The organism is Sinorhizobium sp., from assembly GCF_059070375.1.
In genome coordinates this window covers 1,518,790-1,537,963 of sequence record NZ_JCACWC010000003.1, presented here as the reverse complement: position 1 = coordinate 1,537,963, position 19,174 = coordinate 1,518,790, and the positions used below count along the sequence as shown (strand labels likewise).

Annotated in this window: 19 protein-coding genes; 2 read left to right on the top strand and 17 right to left on the bottom strand. The window is 62.5% G+C overall.

Annotation, left to right across the window (positions count from 1 at the left end; genetic code table 11):
- Window positions 1–162 precede the first annotated feature (162 nt).
- From ntrC to dusB, 3 genes are read right to left on the bottom strand one after another with little or no spacing between them, the layout of a single operon-like run.
- Window positions 163–1,617 carry a nitrogen regulation protein NR(I) gene (gene ntrC, locus AC5J09_RS19465; protein ID WP_018097799.1) on the bottom strand — a complete coding sequence of 485 codons (1,455 nt, stop codon included), beginning with the start codon at window positions 1,615–1,617 and terminating at the stop codon, window positions 163–165.
- Window positions 1,614–2,762, bottom strand: coding sequence for a two-component system sensor histidine kinase NtrB (locus AC5J09_RS19460; RefSeq protein WP_018097800.1), 1,149 nt, complete (start codon window positions 2,760–2,762; stop codon window positions 1,614–1,616). The genes ntrC and AC5J09_RS19460 overlap by 4 nt, the downstream gene beginning before the upstream one ends.
- Window positions 2,759–3,787, bottom strand: coding sequence for a tRNA dihydrouridine synthase DusB (gene dusB, locus AC5J09_RS19455; protein WP_018097801.1), 1,029 nt, complete (start codon window positions 3,785–3,787; stop codon window positions 2,759–2,761). Before dusB ends, AC5J09_RS19460 begins: the two co-directional genes overlap by 4 nt.
- Before the next feature lie 148 nt (window positions 3,788–3,935).
- On the opposite strand from dusB, the gene AC5J09_RS19450 reads away from it, so the two are divergent.
- Both AC5J09_RS19450 and AC5J09_RS19445 read left to right on the top strand, forming a co-directional pair.
- On the top strand, window positions 3,936–5,168 hold the full coding sequence (locus AC5J09_RS19450; protein ID WP_494298924.1) for a bifunctional 2-C-methyl-D-erythritol 4-phosphate cytidylyltransferase/2-C-methyl-D-erythritol 2,4-cyclodiphosphate synthase: 1,233 nt from the start codon (window positions 3,936–3,938) through the stop codon (window positions 5,166–5,168).
- On the top strand, window positions 5,149–5,646 hold the full coding sequence (locus tag AC5J09_RS19445; RefSeq protein WP_494298267.1) for a CinA family protein: 498 nt from the start codon (window positions 5,149–5,151) through the stop codon (window positions 5,644–5,646). Before AC5J09_RS19450 ends, AC5J09_RS19445 begins: the two co-directional genes overlap by 20 nt.
- Here the strand turns inward: AC5J09_RS19445 and AC5J09_RS19440 are convergent.
- The 14 genes from AC5J09_RS19440 to AC5J09_RS19375 form a co-directional block, all read right to left on the bottom strand.
- Window positions 5,634–6,083 carry a type II toxin-antitoxin system RatA family toxin gene (locus AC5J09_RS19440; RefSeq protein ID WP_018097804.1) on the bottom strand — a complete coding sequence of 150 codons (450 nt, stop codon included), beginning with the start codon at window positions 6,081–6,083 and terminating at the stop codon, window positions 5,634–5,636. The genes AC5J09_RS19445 and AC5J09_RS19440 overlap by 13 nt on opposite strands.
- 149 nt (window positions 6,084–6,232) lie before the next feature.
- On the bottom strand, window positions 6,233–7,204 hold the full coding sequence (gene lipA, locus AC5J09_RS19435; RefSeq protein WP_018097805.1) for a lipoyl synthase: 972 nt from the start codon (window positions 7,202–7,204) through the stop codon (window positions 6,233–6,235).
- Window positions 7,205–7,338: 134 nt separating this feature from the next.
- On the bottom strand, window positions 7,339–7,590 hold the full coding sequence (locus AC5J09_RS19430) for a GlsB/YeaQ/YmgE family stress response membrane protein (protein WP_018097806.1): 252 nt from the start codon (window positions 7,588–7,590) through the stop codon (window positions 7,339–7,341).
- Between the two features lie 75 nt (window positions 7,591–7,665).
- Complete coding sequence (gene lpdA / locus AC5J09_RS19425; protein ID WP_494298265.1) at window positions 7,666–9,111, bottom strand: dihydrolipoyl dehydrogenase; 1,446 nt, start codon at window positions 9,109–9,111, stop codon at window positions 7,666–7,668.
- A gap of 17 nt (window positions 9,112–9,128) precedes the next feature.
- Window positions 9,129–9,710, bottom strand: coding sequence for a GNAT family N-acetyltransferase (locus tag AC5J09_RS19420; protein ID WP_494298264.1), 582 nt, complete (start codon window positions 9,708–9,710; stop codon window positions 9,129–9,131).
- A gap of 2 nt (window positions 9,711–9,712) precedes the next feature.
- The gene (locus AC5J09_RS19415; protein WP_494298262.1) at window positions 9,713–10,354 is read right to left on the bottom strand and encodes an SGNH/GDSL hydrolase family protein; all 642 of its coding nucleotides are present in this window, start codon (window positions 10,352–10,354) and stop codon (window positions 9,713–9,715) included.
- A 56-nt stretch (window positions 10,355–10,410) separates the two neighbouring features.
- Window positions 10,411–11,754 carry a pyruvate dehydrogenase complex dihydrolipoamide acetyltransferase gene (locus AC5J09_RS19410; protein WP_494298260.1) on the bottom strand — a complete coding sequence of 448 codons (1,344 nt, stop codon included), beginning with the start codon at window positions 11,752–11,754 and terminating at the stop codon, window positions 10,411–10,413.
- 13 nt (window positions 11,755–11,767) lie between these two features.
- Window positions 11,768–13,147 (bottom strand): pyruvate dehydrogenase complex E1 component subunit beta, encoded by a 1,380-nt coding sequence (locus AC5J09_RS19405; RefSeq protein WP_437407794.1) that lies wholly within the window; start codon window positions 13,145–13,147, stop codon window positions 11,768–11,770.
- A 17-nt stretch (window positions 13,148–13,164) separates the two neighbouring features.
- Window positions 13,165–14,211, bottom strand: coding sequence for a pyruvate dehydrogenase (acetyl-transferring) E1 component subunit alpha (pdhA, locus tag AC5J09_RS19400; RefSeq protein WP_003535472.1), 1,047 nt, complete (start codon window positions 14,209–14,211; stop codon window positions 13,165–13,167).
- Between the two features lie 136 nt (window positions 14,212–14,347).
- On the bottom strand, window positions 14,348–14,668 hold the full coding sequence (locus AC5J09_RS19395; RefSeq protein WP_018097812.1) for an FtsB family cell division protein: 321 nt from the start codon (window positions 14,666–14,668) through the stop codon (window positions 14,348–14,350).
- A 368-nt stretch (window positions 14,669–15,036) separates the two neighbouring features.
- Window positions 15,037–15,791, bottom strand: a protein-coding gene (locus AC5J09_RS19390; RefSeq protein WP_494298258.1) for an IS5 family transposase whose coding sequence is annotated in 2 segments (ribosomal slippage) — window positions 15,037–15,461 and window positions 15,461–15,791 — 756 coding nt in all. Because the reading frame shifts where the segments join, the coding sequence is not laid out codon by codon here.
- A gap of 120 nt (window positions 15,792–15,911) precedes the next feature.
- Window positions 15,912–17,186: a phosphopyruvate hydratase gene (eno, locus tag AC5J09_RS19385; protein WP_010969226.1), complete on the bottom strand. Its 1,275-nt coding sequence runs from the start codon at window positions 17,184–17,186 to the stop codon at window positions 15,912–15,914.
- A gap of 135 nt (window positions 17,187–17,321) precedes the next feature.
- Window positions 17,322–18,164 (bottom strand): 3-deoxy-8-phosphooctulonate synthase, encoded by an 843-nt coding sequence (gene kdsA, locus AC5J09_RS19380; RefSeq protein WP_198516847.1) that lies wholly within the window; start codon window positions 18,162–18,164, stop codon window positions 17,322–17,324.
- Window positions 18,164–19,054 carry a VOC family protein gene (locus tag AC5J09_RS19375; protein WP_018097814.1) on the bottom strand — a complete coding sequence of 297 codons (891 nt, stop codon included), beginning with the start codon at window positions 19,052–19,054 and terminating at the stop codon, window positions 18,164–18,166. Before AC5J09_RS19375 ends, kdsA begins: the two co-directional genes overlap by 1 nt.
- Window positions 19,055–19,174: the final 120 nt, after the last annotated feature.

Genomic DNA, 19,174 nt, shown 5'->3' with positions numbered 1-19,174 from the left:
CCGAGACATTGAACCTTACAGCGCCGCGTCTCCTTTCGGACACGCTAAGCCCCCGCCCGCACCGGTCTGATCGACGGGCTGCGACCGAGCGCCGGCGAATCGGCGCTTATGCGAGGTTCAAGCAACGCATTGTGGCGAAAATGCAACGGTGTTGCATCTCAGTCAAGCGCTACGCGAGCTGCGGTACACCGAGACCCCGAGTTCGCGGATCTTCTTGCGCAGCGTATTGCGGTTTAGACCCAGGAGGTCGGCCGCCTTGATCTGGTTGCCGCGGGTCGCCGTCAGAGCCGCGAGAATCAGAGGATATTCCATTTCCGCAAGGACGCGGTCGTAAAGGCCGGAGGGCGGTAAGGCATCGCCAAAGCTCGCGAAATACTGCCGCATGTTCTCCTCGACCGCCTGCGATATCGACAGCGAGCCCGAGCGCGCCGAAGCCTTCTCGATCGGGCTGTCCGGTATCTCCGAGCGCAGTTCGTTCTCGATGATTTCGCGGGTAATGACATCCTGTGGATAAAGTGCCGTCAGACGGCGAACGAGGTTCTCGAGTTCGCGCACATTGCCCGGCCAGGGATGCGCCTTCATCAGCTCCAGAGCCTCCTGATCGAAGCGCTTGACGTCGAGCCCTTCCTTTTCGGCCTGCTGGACGAAATGGCGGACAAGGTCCGGGATGTCTTCGGCGCGGTCTCTCAGGGGCGGCAGACGCAGCGGCACGACATTCAGGCGATAGTAGAGGTCCTCGCGGAAAAGGCCCTGATTGATCGATTGCTTCAGGTCCTTGTTGGTGGCGGCGACGATGCGGACATCCGAGCGGATCGGCGTGCGTCCGCCGACGGTCGTATATTCGCCCTGCTGCAGCACGCGCAGGAGACGCGTCTGCGCATCCATCGGCATGTCGCCGATTTCGTCCAGGAAGAGCGTCCCCCCTTCGGCCTGCTCGAAACGACCGGTGGAGCGCGTCTGGGCGCCGGTGAAAGCCCCCTTCTCATGACCGAACAGCTCCGACTCGATGAGGTCGCGCGGGATCGCCGCCATGTTGATGGCGACGAAGGGACCGTTTCTCCGCTTGCCATAATCGTGCAGTGCACGGGCGACAAGTTCCTTGCCGGTGCCGGACTCGCCGGTGATCATCAGGGTGAGGTCGGTCTGCATCAGCCGGGCAAGCACACGGTAGATTTCCTGCATGGCGGCGGAACGGCCGACGAGCGGCATCCCGTCCTGCGAATCGTCCTCCAGCTTCGAGGGCCGCCGCTTGGGTTCGGCGAGCGCCCGGCCGATGATGCCGATCAGCTCGGTCAGATCGAAGGGCTTCGGCAGATAGTCGTAAGCGCCCTTCTCCGAAGCCTTGATGGCCGTCATGAAGGTATTTTGCGCGCTCATCACGAGAACCGGCAGATCCGGCCGGGCCTTCTTGATCCGCGGCAGGAGATCGAAGGCGTTTTCATCCGGCATGACGACATCGGTCACGACCAGGTCGCCGTCGCCGGCCGCTATCCAGCGCCAGAGGGTTGCAGCATTGGAGGTGATGCGCACATCGTATCCGGCACGGCTGAGCGCCTGGTTCAGCACGGTGCGAATGGCAGCGTCGTCATCCGCGACGAGGATCGTTGCGCCCGTCATCCATCGGTTCCTTTTGTCATCGGAGTTTCGTCATCGGCCGCCAACCCCTTGGATGCCGGCATGAGAACGCGGAAGGTCGTGCGGCTATGCTGGCTGTCGCATTCGACGATGCCGCCGTGGCCGCCGATGATCTTGGCCACAAGCGCCAGACCGAGACCGGACCCGTTCGTCTTGGTGGTGATGAACGGGTCGAAAAGATGCGGCAGCAGATCGGGCGGGACGCCTGGACCGTTGTCATGCACGCAGAATTCCAACGGCAGCGAAATCTTTTCGCGCGTTCCGGCGACCGACAGGCGAATGCCCGGCCGATAGGCCGTCGTCAGCAGAATCTCGCCGTCCGACCTGTCGCCGATCGCCTCGGCCGCATTCTTGATCAGATTCAGGAAGACCTGAACTAACTGGTCGCGGTTTGCGAAAACCGGGGGAAGCGACGGATCGTAATGTTCCGAGATCTTGATTCTCCGGGCAAAGCCGGCCTTGGCGATCGCCTTGACGTGGTCGAGCACCGCATGGATGTTGAGCGGCAGGCGGTCGACCGGGCGCTCGTCGGAGAAGACCTCCATCCGGTCTACGAGCGAGACGATGCGGTCGGTTTCGTCGCAGATCAGTCTCGTCAGGGCGCGATCCTCGTCATTGACGGAGGTTTCCAGGAGCTGCGCGGCACCGCGAATGCCCGAAAGCGGATTCTTGATCTCGTGGGCGAGCATCGAAGCAAGGCCGGTGACGGACCGCGCTGCGGCACGGTGGGTGAGCTGGCGGTCGATCTTGTCCGCCATGGACCGCTCCTGGAAGACGATCACCACCGATCCGGGTTGCGACAGTACCGGGGCCACATAAAGGTCGACGAGCTTGTCGGCTCCAAGGCGCGGAGAGCTGAGGTCCACCCGGTACTCGTTGACCGCCGCCCGCCGCTCGCGAACCTGCTCGATCAGCGTCAGGAGCGGGCTGCCGAACGGAATGAAGGCGCTGATATCGTGCCGCGCAAGATGGTTGGCGCTGGCCCCGAAGAAGGATTCGGCCTCCCAGTTCGCAAAGGCGACGAAGCCATTCTCGTCCACCAGGATGACCGGATTCTGGATCGCGTTCAGCACGGCCATGGAAAGATCGTTGGCGCCTTCCACCGGTGCCGTTGCCTTCTCCGTCATGCCGCAATCTCCTCCCTCGCCGCCGCATCGCCGGAGCGAGCAATGGCGGCTACCACGCTGTCGCGCACGAAAGCCGTATCGGTCGATGTCAGAATCGCGGCCTTCTCCGAAGCGGGAAGCTCGGGCGCGAAACGATCGAGATACCAGCCCGCGTGTTTGCGGGCGGTCCGCAGCCCGACCTCCACGCCGTAGAATTCCAGCATCATCTCGTAATGCTCCGCAAATATGCAGGCGACGCCCGACGCATCCGGGTGAGCCGCAGCGCCGGCGAGAACGCCGGCATGCCACGGCCGCCCCTGGCACGATCGACCGACCATGACGGCGTCCGCACCCGACCGGCGCAGGATCTCGTGCGCATCGGCAACCGAACCCACATCGCCATTGGCAATCAGCGGGACGGAGACCACCTCGCGGACGGCCCGAATCGCGTCCCAATCGGCCTTGCCGTTGTAGAATTGCATGCGTGTGCGTCCATGAATGGTGATCGCCTTCACGCCTGCCTCCTCGGCCCTGCGGGCAATCAGCGGCGCGTTGATCGAATTCTCGTCCCAGCCGAGGCGCATCTTGAGCGTTACCGGGACCGTGGCTGCGTTGACCGTCGCTTCGATCAGCGAAAGCGCGTGATCCGGATCGCGCATCAGCGCAGATCCGGAGTAGCCGCCGGTGACCTTCTTCGCAGGGCAGCCCATGTTGATGTCGATGATGTCGGCGCCATTGGCCTCGACGATCCTCGCCGCCTCGGCCATCCAATGCGCCTCACGCCCGGCGAGTTGCACGATGTGGGGGTCGATGCCGGAATTCTTCAGCCGCGCCCAGGATTCGGCGGCATTACCGACCAGTTCGCGGCTCGCCACCATCTCGGTCACGACGAACCCGGCCCCGAAACGCCAGGCAAGCGTACGAAAGGGCAGATCCGTCACGCCGGACATCGGCGCGAGTGCTACGCGATTGCGGATTTCGACATTCCCGATCAGAAGCGAGGGTGAAAAAGCCGTCGAGGGCAAATGCATATCTTTCAGGCATATGAAAATCGTGCACTATTTTTAGACATTGTTCTTCTGCTTGCCAAGCCTTTTCGACGCGCGGGACAAAATTCCTCGCATGGCTGGCCATGGCGGGACCTTCGCGGTACATCACGGCGAATATTGGCGAATGCGGGACCACATACAGAAGATGCAAGGCGAAGAACAGTTCTCCTGCGGCGTCGTGATCGTTGCGGCCGGCCGCGGCGAGCGCGCCGGCCAGTCGGCCGAGGGACCGAAGCAATACCGCACGATCGGTGATCGCCCCGTTATCGCCCATACGCTTGACATTTTCGCGACATGGCCCGGAACGGGACCTGTCGTCGTCGTGATCCACCCGGACGACGAAGAGCTGTTCGCGGCGGCCCGCCGGCGGATGGCGGCAACTTCGGAGCTGACAGTGGTCCACGGCGGAGCGACACGCCAGCTTTCGGTGCTCGCCGGTCTGGAAGCGGTCGCCGCTACAGGCGTGGAATACGTGATGATCCACGACGCGGTGCGACCCTTTTTCGATCATGCACTGCTCGATCGCTGCGGTGCGGCGCTTCGTGGCGGCGCCCAGGCCCTCCTGCCGGCAATTGCAGTCGCCGACACGCTGAAGCGTACGACGGCGGCCGGCCTCGTCGCAGAGACCGTTCCGCGAACCGATCTCTATGCCGCACAGACGCCGCAGTGCTTCCGCCTCGAGCCTATTCTCTCCGCTCACCGGCAAGCGGCGGCAAGCGGCAGGTCCGACTTTACGGACGACGCCTCGATCGCCGAATGGGCCGGCATCCCCGTCCTTCTGGTGGAAGGAACCGTGGACAATTTCAAGTTGACGCTCCGGAGGGACCTGTCGATGGCAGACGAGAAACTGACCCGCATGGCCATTCCCGATGTGCGCACCGGCAACGGCTATGACGTGCATCAACTCGTGGACGGCGACGGCGTGACCCTCTGTGGTGTCTTCATCCCCCACGACCGCAAACTCTCCGGCCATTCCGACGCGGACGTAGCCCTGCATGCCTTGACGGACGCCCTGCTCGCCACTTGCGGTGCCGGCGATATCGGCGACCACTTCCCGCCATCCGACCCGCAATGGAAGGGCGCGGCTTCGCGCATCTTTCTCGAACACGCTGCGCAGATCGTCCGCGAGCGCGGCGGCAATATTACCAATGCCGACATATCGCTGATCGCCGAGGCGCCCAAGGTCGGGCCGCACCGTCAGCAGATGCGAGAAAACCTTGCAGCGATACTCGGCATTTCGCTCGACCGCTGTTCGATCAAGGCGACGACCAACGAGAAACTCGGCTTTGTCGGGCGGAATGAAGGAATTGCGGCGATCGCCACCGCGACCGTCGTCTATGCATCACGGAGCAAGCCCGATGTGGACGACCGATACTGAAGAGAAAGCGCGGGCTTTAATCGGGGATCTCACCTCCCTCGGACTGAAGCTGGCGACGGCGGAGTCCTGCACCGGCGGCCTGATCGCAGGCGCCTTGACGGAAATCGCAGGCTCGTCCTCCGTCGTCGACCGCGGCTTCGTCACCTATTCCAACGAAGCCAAGGTCGAGATGCTCGGCGTTAATCCCGCAACGCTTGCCGCACATGGCGCCGTCTCGCGTGAGACGGCCATCGAAATGGCCCGCGGCGCGGTTTCGCACTCAGCCGCCGATATCGCCATAGCCGTCACGGGCATAGCCGGCCCGGCCGGCGGCTCCGCCGAGAAGCCCGTTGGCCTCGTTCATCTCGCCGCCGCCGCCCGTGACGGCGCGACGGTTCACCGGGAGATGCGCTATGGAGACATCGGCCGGGCTGCGGTGCGGCTTGCCACCGTGCACACGGCGCTCGATCTGGTCGCAGAACTGGCTCACGCCCCGTAGATCACGTCCGCCCGCTTTTCGAATGCTTCGGAGAACATGCGGAAGGCGCGATCGAACATCGAGCCCATGAGCGCGCCCAGAAGGCGGCTCTTGAATTCATAGTCGATGCAGAAATGCACGATCGATTGGTTATCGTTCACGGGCTCGAAACGCCAGACATTGTCGAGGTACTTGAACGGACCCTCGATATAATTGACGTCGATGATCCGCTCTTCCCTTTTGAGAAGCACCTGCGTCGTGAATGTTTCTCGGATTGCCTTGTAGCCCACGGTCATGTCGGCAAGCAGCAGCACCTTGCCGTCGCGCTCCTTGCGCGAGCGTACGCTCAGCGCTTCGCAAAGGGGCAGGAACTCCGGATAGCGCTCGACATCGGCGACGAGAGCGAACATCTGCTCGGCCGAGTGCTTGACGACGTGGTTGGTTTCGAAATGGGGCATGGATTGTGAGTTAAGGCTGCAGCGCGAGAAGATCAAGGAGGCGGCGCATTTGTGCTTGGCTTGTTGTCGATGGTCGTGGCGTGTTGCCACGAATCTCCTTCGCCCCGCCTGCGCGGAGAAGGTGGCAGGCAGGCCGGATGAGAGGCGGACTACTCCGCCGCAGCCGCCAGCTTCTTCTCGCGCGCCGCCTTCAGCCGGGCGAAGTCATCGCCGGCATGGTGGGACGAGCGGGTCAGCGGGCTAGAGGACACCATCAGGAAGCCCTTGGTGTAGGCGACCGTCTCGTAGGACTTGAATTCTTCCGGAGTGACGAATTTCTCGACCTTGTGATGCTTGCGGCTAGGCTGCAGATATTGGCCGATCGTCAGGAAATCGACATCGGCGGTACGCAGGTCGTCCATCAGCTGCAGCACTTCGTTGCGCTCCTCGCCGAGGCCGACCATGATGCCCGACTTGGTGAACATGGTGGGGTCGAGTTCCTTCACGCGCTGCAGAAGCCGGATCGAATGGAAATAGCGCGCGCCCGGTCTGACCGTCAGGTAGTTGGACGGAACCGTTTCGAGGTTGTGGTTGAAAACGTCCGGTTTGGCGGCCACGACACGCTCCAGCGCGCCGGGCTTGCGCAGGAAATCGGGCGTCAGGATTTCGATCGTGGTTTCCGGCGAGGCTTCCCGGATCGCGAAGATGACCTTCTCGAAATGCTCGGCGCCGCCATCGTCGAGGTCGTCGCGATCGACGGAGGTGATGACGACATGGCTCAGGCCCATCTGCTTCACCGCCTTGGCGACATTTGCGGGCTCGTCCAGATCGAGGGCATTGGGCTTGCCTGTCGCGACATTGCAGAAGGCACAGGCACGCGTGCAGATCTCGCCCATGATCATGAACGTTGCGTGCTTCTTGTCCCAACACTCGCCGATGTTCGGGCATCCGGCTTCCTCGCAGACCGTAACGAGCTTATGGCTCTTCACGATCGAGCGGGTCTCCTGATATCCCTTGGAGGTCGGTGCCTTCACACGGATCCAGTCCGGCTTGCGCAGGACCTCGGTGTCGGGCCGGTGGGCCTTTTCCGGGTGACGAACACGCTGCGCCCGATCCGAGACGGCGTCGAAAACCGTTACCATGTGTCTTCCTTCATAGTGACGGGCGAGCGGCAACAAGGCCGCCCGCACCTTGTCGCCTTATATAAACAGCCGGACATGAAAAGTCAGGCCACCATTTGCATGGCAGCCTGACGGCAAGCGATGGGTGAATGGCCCTACCCTCGGACGGCGCGGCCCGCTGCGATCAACAGGCAGGCACCGATGAATCCGATGATGAGATAGGCGATCCAGCCGCTGTAAGCCATGCCGAGCGCCGCGAGAATGAAATTCAACACCACGGCGCCGATAATGCCGAGAATGATGTTGGCGAACAGCCCCATCTGGCTGTTCATGAATTTTTCCGCCAGCCAGCCGGCAAGCCCGCCGATGATGATCGCCGCCAGGATACCTACGCCATTCAAGCTCATGAGAATCTCCCCGCATTGTAGATGTCATGCAATCAATGCGTGAAAAAGCCGAAAGTTCCGGACGGCCGCGCGTCATCAGGCGTTCAATACTCTGCCGTAGGCATCGAGCACGCTTTCCTTCATCATCTCCGAGAGGGTCGGGTGCGGGAACACCGTGTGCATCAGTTCCTCTTCGGTCGTCTCCAGGTTCATGGCGACGACGAAGCCCTGGATGAGTTCCGTCACTTCGGCGCCTACCATATGGGCGCCGATGAGTTCGCCGGTCTTTTTGTCGAAGATGGTCTTGATCAGGCCCTGGTCTTCGCCGAGCGCGATCGCCTTGCCGTTTGCGCCGAAGCTGTATCGGCCGACGCGGATGTCGCGGCCGAGTTCCTTGGCCTTCGCTTCCGTAAGGCCCACGGAGGCGACCTGCGGGTCGCAATAGGTGCAGCCCGGGATCTTGCCCTTGTCGAGTGCGTGCACGCCGGGAACCCCGGCAATCTTCTCGATGCAGATGACGCCCTCATGCTCGGCCTTGTGGGCCAGCATCGGCGGCCCGGCGACGTCGCCGATCGCATAGATGCCCGGGACATTGGTCTTGCCGTAGCCATCGGTGACGATGCAGCCGCGGTCGGTCTTCACGCCGAGAGCCTCGAGGCCGAGATTCTCGATGTTGCCCTGAACGCCGACGGCGGAGATCAGACGGTCCGCCTTGATCGGCGTGACCTTGCGGTCCTTCGTCTCCACATGCGCCGTGACGTCGTTCGCGCCCTTCTCGACCTTCGTCACCTTGGCATCGGTGATGATTTTCAGGCCGCGCTTTTCGAGCTGCTTACGGGCCAAGGCGGAAATTTCCGCATCCTCGACCGGCATGATCTGCGGCAGCAGTTCGACGACGGTCACGTCGACGCCCATCGAGCGGTAGAAGCTCGCGAATTCGATGCCGATCGCGCCGGAGCCCATGACGAGCAGCGACTTCGGGAACTCCTCCGGCTTCATCGCCTCGAAATAGGTCCAGATCAGCTTGCCGTCCGGCTCGATGCCGGGCAGCGCTCGCGGGCGCGCGCCGGTCGCGACGATGATGTGCTTGGCCGTATAGGTCCCCTCTCCCTTGACGCCCTTCGGAACCGGGTTCTGCGGCTGGACGGCCGGCTTGGACGGCGCGCCGACGACGATCTCGCCGGGTTTGGTGAGCTTCGCCTCGCCCCAGATCACGTCCACCTTGTTCTTCTTCATCAGGAAGGCGACGCCGCCGTTCAGCCGCGCAGAGACGCCGCGCGAGCGGGCGACGACATCCTTGACGTTGGCGGTCATCTTGCCTTCGAGGGTCAGCCCGTAGTTCTTGGCATGGTTGGCATGGTCGAGAATTTCGGCGGAGCGCAACAGCGCCTTGGTCGGAATGCAGCCCCAGTTGAGGCAGATCCCGCCCAAATGCTCCCGCTCGACGATCGCCGTCTTCAAGCCCAGCTGCGCCGAACGAATGGCGGTCACGTATCCGCCCGGACCCGAACCGACAACGATCACGTCGTAATTCTCAGCCATGTTTTTCCTACCTTTGGTCAAGCGGCGTTGCGGGTGAAAAGCACCCAGTGGTGTTTTCTGCTGTCTTCGAAGAGCGGCACGGCCTCGGCCCGCGCCACCTCCTCGAAGCCGTTCATCCTGTAGAGCGCCTGCGCCGTTTCATTGTGGCTTTCGGTGATCAGGCTCACCGGCTCCTGCCCAGCGCGGGAAAACTCGTTCTCGAGCAGAGCGCGGCCAATGCCTTTACCACGGTGATGGCGGTAAACGCCGAGGCTATCGACGAACCAGTGGCCGACCACCTGCTTCTGCAGGAAAAGCAAGGGCGCAAGCACGGGATGTTTCGGCTCGATCTCGAGAATCGATGCATCGATGCCGTAGGAAACCGAGATGCCGACGATCTCGTCTCCGATTTCGGCCACCACCGCATCGCGCCAGGCACCCGGCCCGGTATCCCGACGCAGCACGTTGCGGCCATGCTCGAAGGCGGTTTCCGCGGATTTGCTCAGAACGCCGCCGTACCAGAGCCATGAGGCAAAGCCGTGTGAGGCGATGTCGATGAGGATCGCAAGTTCCGCTGCCTCGCTTCGCTTCGCAGGCCTGAGGGTCGCGCCAGCCGTCATCGTCAAAGCCCGAGCATCATCCGCACGACAGGCTCCAATCCTCTGCCGACCGCCCGGGTGTTCTCCGCGTCGAGGTGGACACCGTCGATCGGCGTCGTCCTGGCCACTGATCCGCCGTCGAAGAAGCCGCAGTCGAGCTCGTCGGCGAGATCGCGATAAAGCGGCGCCAGCATTGCGGATTGCTCGACCCCACCCGCGAACATGGCGGCAAAAGCGCTGTTGGCCGTTTCGCAGAGCGGCGGCGGCGAGACGAGGAGGATTTCGGGCCCCTCCTCCGTTTCCGTCGGCCAGTCGTGCCTGCGCACCAGATTGACGAGGCGCTCGATACCCTTCACCGCACCGAAAGCGGTGCCGTGAATGATCGGCTTCATATCGTTCGAGCCGAGCATGAGGAGGATGAGATCGATTGGCGCGTGGGTGTGCAGGAGCGTCGGAAGGACACGCGCCCCGTTCCGGTCGCAATCGGCGAGATGGTCGTCATAGGCGGTCGTCCGCCCGTTCAGCCCTTCGGCGACGACATGCACATTCGAACCGAGCGCCTTCTGCAGCACGCTCGGCCAGCGGTCCTCCAGCGCATGCCGGCCGGAACCGCTTGCATCGTATCCCCAGGTCAGACTGTCACCGTAGCAAAGGACTGTCTTCATCTGCCTACTCGCTTTTCATGGGGAAAGGACCGGCTGGGAAGCCGGTCCGGATCGCATCAGACGAGCATGCCCATCGGGTTTTCGATGTAGCGCTTGAAGGCGGCGAGCAGTTCGGCGCCGAGCGCTCCATCGACGCAGCGATGGTCGGTCGAAAGCGTGACGGTCATCACATTGGCGATGACCATCTCCTTGTTCTTGACGACGACACGGTCCTCGCCGGCGCCGACCGCGAGGATCGTCGCGTGCGGCGGATTGACGACGGCGGCGAAGTCCTTGACGCCCATCATGCCCATATTCGAAACGGCCGTGGTGCCGCCCTGATATTCTTCAGGCTTCAGCTTGCGCTCCTTGGCGCGCTTGCCGAGATCCTTCATCTCGTTGGAGATCGCCGAGAGGCTCTTCAACTCCGCCTGGCGGACGATGGGCGTGATCAGGCCGCCGGGAATGGAAACCGCAACGCCGACGTCCGCGTGCTTGTGCTTGATCATGTTCTGATCGGTCCAGGACACATTCGCATCCGGAACGTCGCGCAGAGCCAGGGCAAGCGCCTTGATCACCATGTCATTCACGGAAAGCTTGTAGACCGGCTTACCGTCCTTTTCAGGTGCTGCGGCATTCAGCTGGGCGCGCAGCGCCAGAAGCGCGTCGAGCTCGCAATCGACCGAAACATAGAAATGCGGGATCGTCTGTTTCGATTCGACGAGGCGTTTGGCGATCGTCTTGCGCATGCCGTCATGCGGCACGAGTTCGTAGGAGCCCGGCTCGAAGAGCTTGAGAACCGCGTCCTCCGACATGCCCTTTGCGAGCGTCGCCGGGGCCGGAGCTGCTGCCGGCGTGGCGGCGGGCTTGGCTGCGCCGCCGGAAACGGCTGCCTCGACGTCCTTCTTGACGACGCGGCCATGCGGTCCGGAACCGGCGATCGCCGAAAGGTCGATGCCTGCCTCCTTAGCGATGCGGCGGGCCAGCGGCGACGAAAAGATGCGCTTGCCTTCGCCGTCGGCGGGTGCAGGAGAAGCCGGAGCAGCAGCCTGCGGTGCCGGCGCTGCGGCGGGTGCCGGAGCGGCGGCCGGTGCCGTTTCGGCTGTTTCCTGCGGCTTCGGTGCCGGGGCTGCTCCCGCTGCACCGTTGCCGCCCTTGGCGGCAGTCGCGACGTCTTCGCCCTCGCCGGCGAGAACCGCGATCAGCGCATTGACCTTGACGCCTTCAGTGCCGGCGGGAACGACGATCTTGGCGACCGTGCCCTCGTCGACGGCCTCCACTTCCATCGTCGCCTTGTCGGTCTCGATCTCGGCGATCACATCGCCGGACTTGACCTTGTCGCCTTCCTTGACCAGCCATTTGGCCAGATTGCCTTCTTCCATGGTCGGAGAGAGGGCCGGCATGGTGATGTTGATTGGCATCGAACGACCCCCTTTATTTGTAGCAGACGGCTTTCACCGCATCGACGACTTCCGCGACATTCGGCAGAGCAAGCTTTTCAAGGTTGGCCGCATAAGGCATCGGCACGTCCTTGCCGGCGATCGTCAGGATCGGCGCATCGAGATAGTCGAAGGCCTGCTGCATGACGCGGGTGGCGATCTCGGTGCCGACGGAGGATTGAGGATAGCCTTCCTCGACGGTAACCAGGCGGCCGGTCTTCTTGACGGATTCGATGACGGTCGGCAGGTCCATCGGACGGATCGTGCGAAGGTCGATGATCTCGACGTCGATACCCTGCGCCTCGAGTTCCGCCGCGGCCTTGATCGCATAGGTCATGCCGATGCCGAAGGAGACGAGCGTGGCGTCCTTGCCGGCACGATGAATGCGTGCCTTACCGATCGGCAGCACGAAATCGTCGAGCTTCGGAACTTCGAATGACTGGCCGTAAAGGATCTCGTTTTCGAGGAAGATCACCGGGTTCGGATCGCGGATGGCAGCCTTGAGCAGCCCCTTCGCGTCTGCCGCCGTATAGGGCATGACGACCTTCAGGCCCGGAATGTGGCTGTACCAGGCGGCATAGCATTGGGAGTGCTGCGCGGCGACGCGGGCAGCAGCACCGCTCGGCCCGCGGAAGACGATCGGCGCGCCCATCTGGCCGCCGGACATATAGAGCGTCTTGGCGGCCGAGTTGATGATCTGGTCGATCGCCTGCATGGCGAAGTTGAAGGTCATGAACTCGACGATCGGGCGCAGACCGGTCATCGCCGCGCCGACGCCGACGCCGGCAAAGCCATGTTCCGTGATCGGCGTGTCGACCACGCGGCGCGCACCGAATTCCTGCAACAGGCCCTGCGTGACCTTGTAGGCGCCCTGGTATTCGGCGACCTCTTCGCCCATGACGAAGACGTCCTCATTGGCGCGCATCTCTTCGGCCATCGCGTCGCGAAGCGCTTCGCGGACGGTCATCGTCACCATTTCGGTTCCGGCCGGAATTGCCGGGTCGGAAGGAACCGCCTTGGGCTGCGCCGCGACGGGCGCCGCGGAAGCAGCCGGCGCTTCGGCCTCGGCCGGCTTCGGTGCTTCCGCTTTCGGGGCTTCGGCCTTCATGGAATCGATGTCGCTTGCGGCTTCGCCATCCTGCAACAGCACGGCGATCGGCGTGTTCACCTTCACACCCTCGGTGCCGGCTTCAATCAGCAGCTTGCCGATCGTGCCTTCGTCTACCGCCTCCACTTCCATCGTGGCCTTGTCGGTTTCGATTTCCGCGATGACGTCGCCGGAGGACACCTTGTCCCCCTCGTTCTTCAGCCACTTGGAGAGCGTGCCTTCCTCCATGGTCGGGGAAAGGGCAGGCATAAGGATTTCTACAGGCATATTTGTCCCTCCCCGGATCAAAGCAGGATATCGGTGTAGAGCTCGGAGACATCCGGCTCCGGATCAGACTGGGCGAAATCGGCACTGTCCGCCACGATGTCGCGAACCTCCTTGTCGATCTGCTTCAGTTCGTCCTCGGTGGCCCAGCCTTTATCCGTCAGACGGGCCTTCACCTGCTCGATCGGATCATGCTCCGAACGCATCTTCTGCACTTCGTCCTTCGAGCGATACTTCGCCGGATCGGACATCGAATGGCCGCGATAGCGGTAGGTCAGCATTTCGAGGATGATCGGGCCCTTGCCGGAACGGCAATGTTCGACCGCCTCGTCGGCAGCGGCCTTGACGGCGCGGACATCCATGCCGTCGACCTGATAGCCGGGAATGCCGAAGGAAGCGCCGCGCTGGGAGAAATCTGTCTGCGCCGATGCCCGCGACACGGAGGTACCCATGGCATAACGGTTGTTCTCGACGATGTAGATCACCGGCAGCTTCCAGAGAGCGGCCATGTTGAAGCTCTCATAGACCTGACCCTGGTTCGCCGCACCGTCGCCGAAATAGGCGAGGCTTACATTGTCGTTGCCGCGATACCTGTTGGCGAAAGCGAGGCCGGTCCCGAGCGAGACCTGCGCACCGACGATGCCGTGGCCGCCATAGAAGTGCTTCTCCTTGGAGAACATGTGCATCGAGCCGCCTTTCCCCTTGGAAAGGCCGCCACGGCGACCGGTGAGCTCCGCCATCACGCCGCGCGCACTCATGCCGCAGGCGAGCATGTGGCCATGGTCGCGATAGCCGGTGATGACCTGGTCGCCCTCTTTCAGGGCCAGCTGCATCCCGACAACGACGGCTTCCTGACCGATATAGAGGTGACAGAAACCACCGATGAATCCCATGCCGTAAAGCTGGCCGGCCTTTTCCTCGAAACGCCGGATCAACAGCATTTCGCGGTAGGCCTTGAGATCGTCTTCCTTGGAGAATTCGGCGATCGTGCCGCCGGCAAAATCTTTCTTGGCCGGCTTGGCAGCGGTCTTGCGGCTGGAAACGGACGCGGATTTTCGCGGAGCCATTCGTTCCTCCCAATGGTTAGCCTTTGGCGGCTACCATAGGGAAAGAAAAGCGCGGCAGCAATGCTATATTTGCATGGCTATTATTCGCGTCAACACATTGATATATAACGCGATTTTTTGATTAACCTATTTCAGGTTAATCCTCGGAATGGTGGAAAATAACGATCTCGTCGCTCCGCGACATGTTGAGCGCGAGGCGAGCCTTCTCATCCAGCATGTCTCTCTCGAGCGAACCGTCGCTCATCAGCTCGACTTCCTTTTCCAGGATTTTTCGCGTCTGAGTGAGCTCGTCCAGCCGTGCCTGCCGCTCGGCAATCTGACGGTCAAACTCCTTCGTCGCCTCCAGACCATAACCGCCATGGATCGAATGATAGCCGAAATAGGAAAGGAAGGCGACCGCCAGCAACGGCACCACCAATCGCCCCAGTCTCCGCTTCTTGTGATGCCGTGTCCACATCGCTCATGCCCTGAATTGAGTTGGCGCGGGCTGCAGGAGATACTGCAAACCATTGTCCCGCGCCCGCTCCAATACGCAGTACGAAGATGAAGACTAGCGTCGATTGATTAACCGACGGTTGACCATAAACAATTTGCGAATGGAAAGAGAACTCGGAGGACGGAGCGGTCGGCAAGGAGACTCGTGACGACGCCGCTTTTCCCTTCTCCTCGTCAAAGGGCCAGGGCTGCTCCTCTGGCGGAACCGTTGCTACGGAGAGAAACCGGCTGGTCAGGCCGCTTGTCGTCTCCCCCACAAGGGGGGAGAACCTGTGACAGTTTTGGGCATGCGACGGTCAAACCGTTTATCGTATGCCCTAGGCTCCAGACTCAATTAGTCCACCAGATGACGATAGCAGCGATGTGGACGGCGGCCTGGAAGTTTGTGGCGAGCTTGTCGTAGCGGGTAGCAATCCGCCGCCAATCCTTGAGACGGCAGAACATCCGCTCGATGACGTTGCGCTGGCGATAGGCCCTTGCATCGAAGGGATGGCGGCGCTTTCTGGTCGGGTTGTTGGGAATGACCGGAATGGTGCCGCGTCCGGTCAGATACTGGCGCAGGGCATCGCTGTCGTAGGCGGTGTCGGCGGCGAGGAAATAGGCGGGTGGCAGGTGCTGGAGCAACGGCACGGCGGCGCGCACATCGCCCATCTGCCCCGGCGAGATCTGCAGACCGAGCGGCCGGCCGCGACCGTCTACGACGGCGTGGATTTTCGTCGTCCGGCCGCCGCGGGAGCGACCGATCGCCTGCGTCTGCGCCCCCCTTTTCCACCAGCGGCCGAGCGATGGACCTTCGCGGTGGTACTGTCGATCATCTGCATGTCGCCTGGACTGGCCGCGACCAGGGCCGAAAACAGCTTCAGCCACAGGCCGCGGCCGGCCCAACGATGAAAGCGATTGTAAATCGTGGTTGGCGGGCCATAGACGGCCGGGCAATCCTGCCAACGGCACCCGACACGCAACACATGGACAATGCCGCTGATGACGCGGCGGTCATCGACCCGGCGCGCACCGGGTCGGTTCTTCGGCAGCAGCGGTTCGATAACGGACCATTGCTGATCGCTCAACCAGAATTCGCTTCCCATGCTTCAACTCCGCTATTTTTCGGAAAAGAATCATGGAAATCACATGCCATCAATAGGCTGATTGAGTTTTGACCCTAGGGCAATCGTCCCGCGAGAGGATCAGTTGCCCCCGAGTTTCAATCAACCGCGCAACACGGAGCGGCCGGCATATTGCGCCTGCGGGCCGAGCTGCTCTTCGATACGGATCAGCTGGTTGTACTTGGCGAGCCGGTCGGAACGTGCGAGCGAGCCGGTCTTGATCTGACCGCAATTAGTGGCGACCGCGAGGTCGGCAATCGTCGAGTCCTCGGTCTCGCCGGAGCGGTGCGACATGACGGCGGTGTAACGCGCCTTGTGGGCGGTCTCGACCGCGTCGAGCGTTTCCGAAAGCGACCCGATCTGGTTGACCTTGACGAGGATGGAGTTCGCGACGCCCATCTTGATGCCGTCGCGCAGGCGCGCAGAATTGGTCACGAACAGGTCGTCGCCGACGAGCTGGCACTTGTTGCCGACGAGGTCGGTCAAGGATTTCCAGCCGTCCCAATCGTCTTCAGCCATGCCGTCCTCGATCGAGATGATCGGATATTTGCCGGCGAGCTCGGCGAGATACTCGGCCATGGCGCCCGGCTCCAGCGTACGGCCCTCACCCTCGAGGACGTACTTGCCGTCCTTGAAGAATTCGGTCGAAGCGCAGTCGAGAGCGACATACATGTCCTCGCCCGGTTTGTAGCCGGCCTTCTCGATTGACTTCATGATGAAGTCGAGGGCTGCCGGCGCGGAAGCGAGGCCCGGCGCGAAGCCGCCTTCGTCGCCGACATTGGTGTTGTGACCGTCCGCGGCAAGCTGCTTCTTCAGCGTGTGGAAGACTTCCGAACCCATGCGGACGGCGTCCTTCAGGGTCTCGGCGCCGACCGGCATGATCATGAATTCCTGGAAGTCGATCGGATTGTCGGCGTGAGCGCCGCCATTGATGATGTTCATCATCGGAACGGGCAGAAGATGCGCATTCGGGCCGCCGACATAACGATAGAGCGGCAGGCCGGAGGCTTCCGCGGCGGCCTTCGCGACGGCGAGCGAAACGCCGAGAATTGCATTGGCCCCGAGGCGCGACTTGTTCGGCGTGCCGTCGAGCTCGATCATGGTACGGTCGATCTGAATCTGGTTTTCAGCGTCGAGGCCGCCGATCGCTTCGAATATCTCGCCGTTCACCGCATCGACGGCGCGTTCGACGCCCTTGCCGAGGTAACGCGTGCCGCCATCGCGCAGTTCGACGGCTTCATGCGCACCGGTGGAGGCGCCCGAGGGAACCGCCGCGCGACCGAAACTGCCATCCTCGAGATGGACATCGACCTCGACGGTCGGGTTGCCGCGGCTGTCGAGTATCTCTCTGCCGATGATGTCGATGATTGCAGTCATGATCTCTTCCCTTATGGACGATGATAATGGTCGGCCTGTCTTAATTCACGGCCCCGAAATTACAATGGCGCCGGGAGCGCAAAATCCGGCCGCCGGCCCGCTTCATGAAAAATTCACGAAGCGGGACGCCGGGGCTCACGCTTTCGCAACGGCGTCGAAGGCCAGCAGCTTTTCAAGCAGCCGCGGCATGTCCTTCAGCGGCACCATGTTCGGACCGTCGGAAGGCGCGTTGTCGGGATCCTCGTGGGTCTCTACGAAGACACCGGCGACACCGACAGCGACGGCCGCGCGCGCCAATGTCTCGACGAACTCACGCTGGCCGCCGGTGGAGCCTCCCTGGCCGCCCGGCTGCTGCACGGAATGGGTCGCATCGAAGACCACCGGAGCGCCGAGTGCCGCCATGATCGGCAGCGAGCGCATGTCGGAGACCAGCGTATTATAGCCGAAGGAAGCGCCGCGCTCGCAGAGAAGCACGTTCGGGTTGCCACTCTCGGTGAACTTGGCAAGGACGTTCTTCATGTCCCAAGGGGCGAGGAACTGGCCCTTCTTTACGTTGATCGCCCGCCCCGTCTTCGCGGCGGCGACGAGCAGATCCGTCTGCCGTGACAGAAAGGCCGGGATCTGCAGGATGTCGACGATCTCGGCCACGGCAGCGCATTGCTCTTCCGTGTGGATGTCGGTCAGGACCGGAAAGCCGAACTCCCGCTTGAGGTCGGCGAAGACCTCCATCGCCTTGTCGAGCCCGATGCCGCGCTTGCCAGCGAGCGAGGTGCGGTTCGCCTTGTCGAAAGAAGATTTATAAACGAGTCCGAGCCCGAGCGATTTGCAGAGCTCGACGAGCTCCCCCGCAATCATGAAGGCGTGTTCGCGGCTCTCCATCTGACACGGTCCGGCGATCAGTGTCAGCCGTTCCTTCTGCGAGAACACCACCTGGCCGGCACCCTCGCCGACGACGACTCTTGAATTGGTTTCCATCATCATCCTCCAAAGGCGAAGATTACACCCTGCCCCGGCGCTTCCGGAACGATGAGGCGTCCGCCCATTTCTGCGAATTCGATATCGTTCTGCGCAAACAGCGCCCGCGTGGCCTCCAGATCGCTCACGCGGAAGACCACGGCGCGACCCCGCAAGCCGCGCTCTGCACCCTCGATTGAGCGACCGAAGAATGCCTGCACGCCGGCAGGGGTCAGGACGCTGATTTTGGCACTGCCTGCCTGGATGTCCATGCCGAAGGAATGGGCCGAGACCTCGCGCTCGTCCACGGCTTCCTGCAGAAGATACTGGAAATCCGTCGGGTTCTGCTCCGAAAGCACGACCTCGGCAATGCCGAGCACGCCGTTTCCATGGCGGTGAAGCGAGCTGCTGTCGACCGGCAGCGCACGCAGGCGCTGACAGGCAAAAAGGAAAAAGTCCGGCGAACGCAGATCCGCTGCAAAGGAAAGCCGGAAGGAACCGAGCCCTTCGCGCCCGTCGGGCAGCCGCATAGGCCGTGAGAATTCGAGCATTTCGCCGCCGGAGATGCCGCGGGAGCGGAACCGGATGTGATCTTCGGCAGCGTCCGGCGTCCCGAGCACGACGGCCGACAGACCCTCGGCCCCCTGGCGAAAGCGAAAAGCCTGGTCACGCGCCACGAAGGCGTTGCCTTCAAGCGCGGCTGCCTCGCATTCCTCCCGCGAAGCGACGGCGAGCGGCTCCAGATAGGTGTTATCCGAGAAGAAGACGCAGGCATTCGCGGTGCCGAACGGGTGGCGCGCCTCATCGGCAACCGTGAAGCCGAGCGCCGCCAGGCGCTGCCTCGTCCGCGCGAGATCGGCCACCGGCAGCACGAGATGATCGAGCGGGCGGGCGGTTCGCTTGGATTGGCTCATGGCGGATTCCCTGATGACCGGTTTGCCGCTGTTTGCAACTTTTGACCGCCGATTGCAAGCGCGGCGGCGGGCGCCCGGAACCGTGACCGGAAATGCGAACGGCCGCCTCTTGCAGGCGGC

Excerpts from the sequence above, each read along its gene's own strand:
- ntrC (WP_018097799.1), bottom strand. The coding sequence starts at position 1,617 with ATGACGGGCGCAACGATCCTCGTCGCGGATGACGACGCTGCCATTCGC.
- AC5J09_RS19460 (WP_018097800.1), bottom strand. The coding sequence starts at position 2,762 with ATGACGGAGAAGGCAACGGCACCGGTGGAAGGCGCCAACGATCTTTCC.
- AC5J09_RS19450 (WP_494298924.1), top strand. The coding sequence starts at position 3,936 with ATGCAAGGCGAAGAACAGTTCTCCTGCGGCGTCGTGATCGTTGCGGCC.
- AC5J09_RS19445 (WP_494298267.1), top strand. The coding sequence starts at position 5,149 with ATGTGGACGACCGATACTGAAGAGAAAGCGCGGGCTTTAATCGGGGAT.
- AC5J09_RS19440 (WP_018097804.1), bottom strand. The coding sequence starts at position 6,083 with ATGCCCCATTTCGAAACCAACCACGTCGTCAAGCACTCGGCCGAGCAG.
- lipA (WP_018097805.1), bottom strand. The coding sequence starts at position 7,204 with ATGGTAACGGTTTTCGACGCCGTCTCGGATCGGGCGCAGCGTGTTCGT.
- AC5J09_RS19430 (WP_018097806.1), bottom strand. The coding sequence starts at position 7,590 with ATGAGCTTGAATGGCGTAGGTATCCTGGCGGCGATCATCATCGGCGGG.
- lpdA (WP_494298265.1), bottom strand. The coding sequence starts at position 9,111 with ATGGCTGAGAATTACGACGTGATCGTTGTCGGTTCGGGTCCGGGCGGA.
- AC5J09_RS19420 (WP_494298264.1), bottom strand. The coding sequence starts at position 9,710 with ATGACGGCTGGCGCGACCCTCAGGCCTGCGAAGCGAAGCGAGGCAGCG.
- AC5J09_RS19415 (WP_494298262.1), bottom strand. The coding sequence starts at position 10,354 with ATGAAGACAGTCCTTTGCTACGGTGACAGTCTGACCTGGGGATACGAT.
- AC5J09_RS19410 (WP_494298260.1), bottom strand. The coding sequence starts at position 11,754 with ATGCCAATCAACATCACCATGCCGGCCCTCTCTCCGACCATGGAAGAA.
- AC5J09_RS19405 (WP_437407794.1), bottom strand. The coding sequence starts at position 13,147 with ATGCCTGTAGAAATCCTTATGCCTGCCCTTTCCCCGACCATGGAGGAA.
- pdhA (WP_003535472.1), bottom strand. The coding sequence starts at position 14,211 with ATGGCTCCGCGAAAATCCGCGTCCGTTTCCAGCCGCAAGACCGCTGCC.
- AC5J09_RS19395 (WP_018097812.1), bottom strand. The coding sequence starts at position 14,668 with ATGTGGACACGGCATCACAAGAAGCGGAGACTGGGGCGATTGGTGGTG.
- eno (WP_010969226.1), bottom strand. The coding sequence starts at position 17,186 with ATGACTGCAATCATCGACATCATCGGCAGAGAGATACTCGACAGCCGC.
- kdsA (WP_198516847.1), bottom strand. The coding sequence starts at position 18,164 with ATGATGGAAACCAATTCAAGAGTCGTCGTCGGCGAGGGTGCCGGCCAG.
- AC5J09_RS19375 (WP_018097814.1), bottom strand. The coding sequence starts at position 19,054 with ATGAGCCAATCCAAGCGAACCGCCCGCCCGCTCGATCATCTCGTGCTG.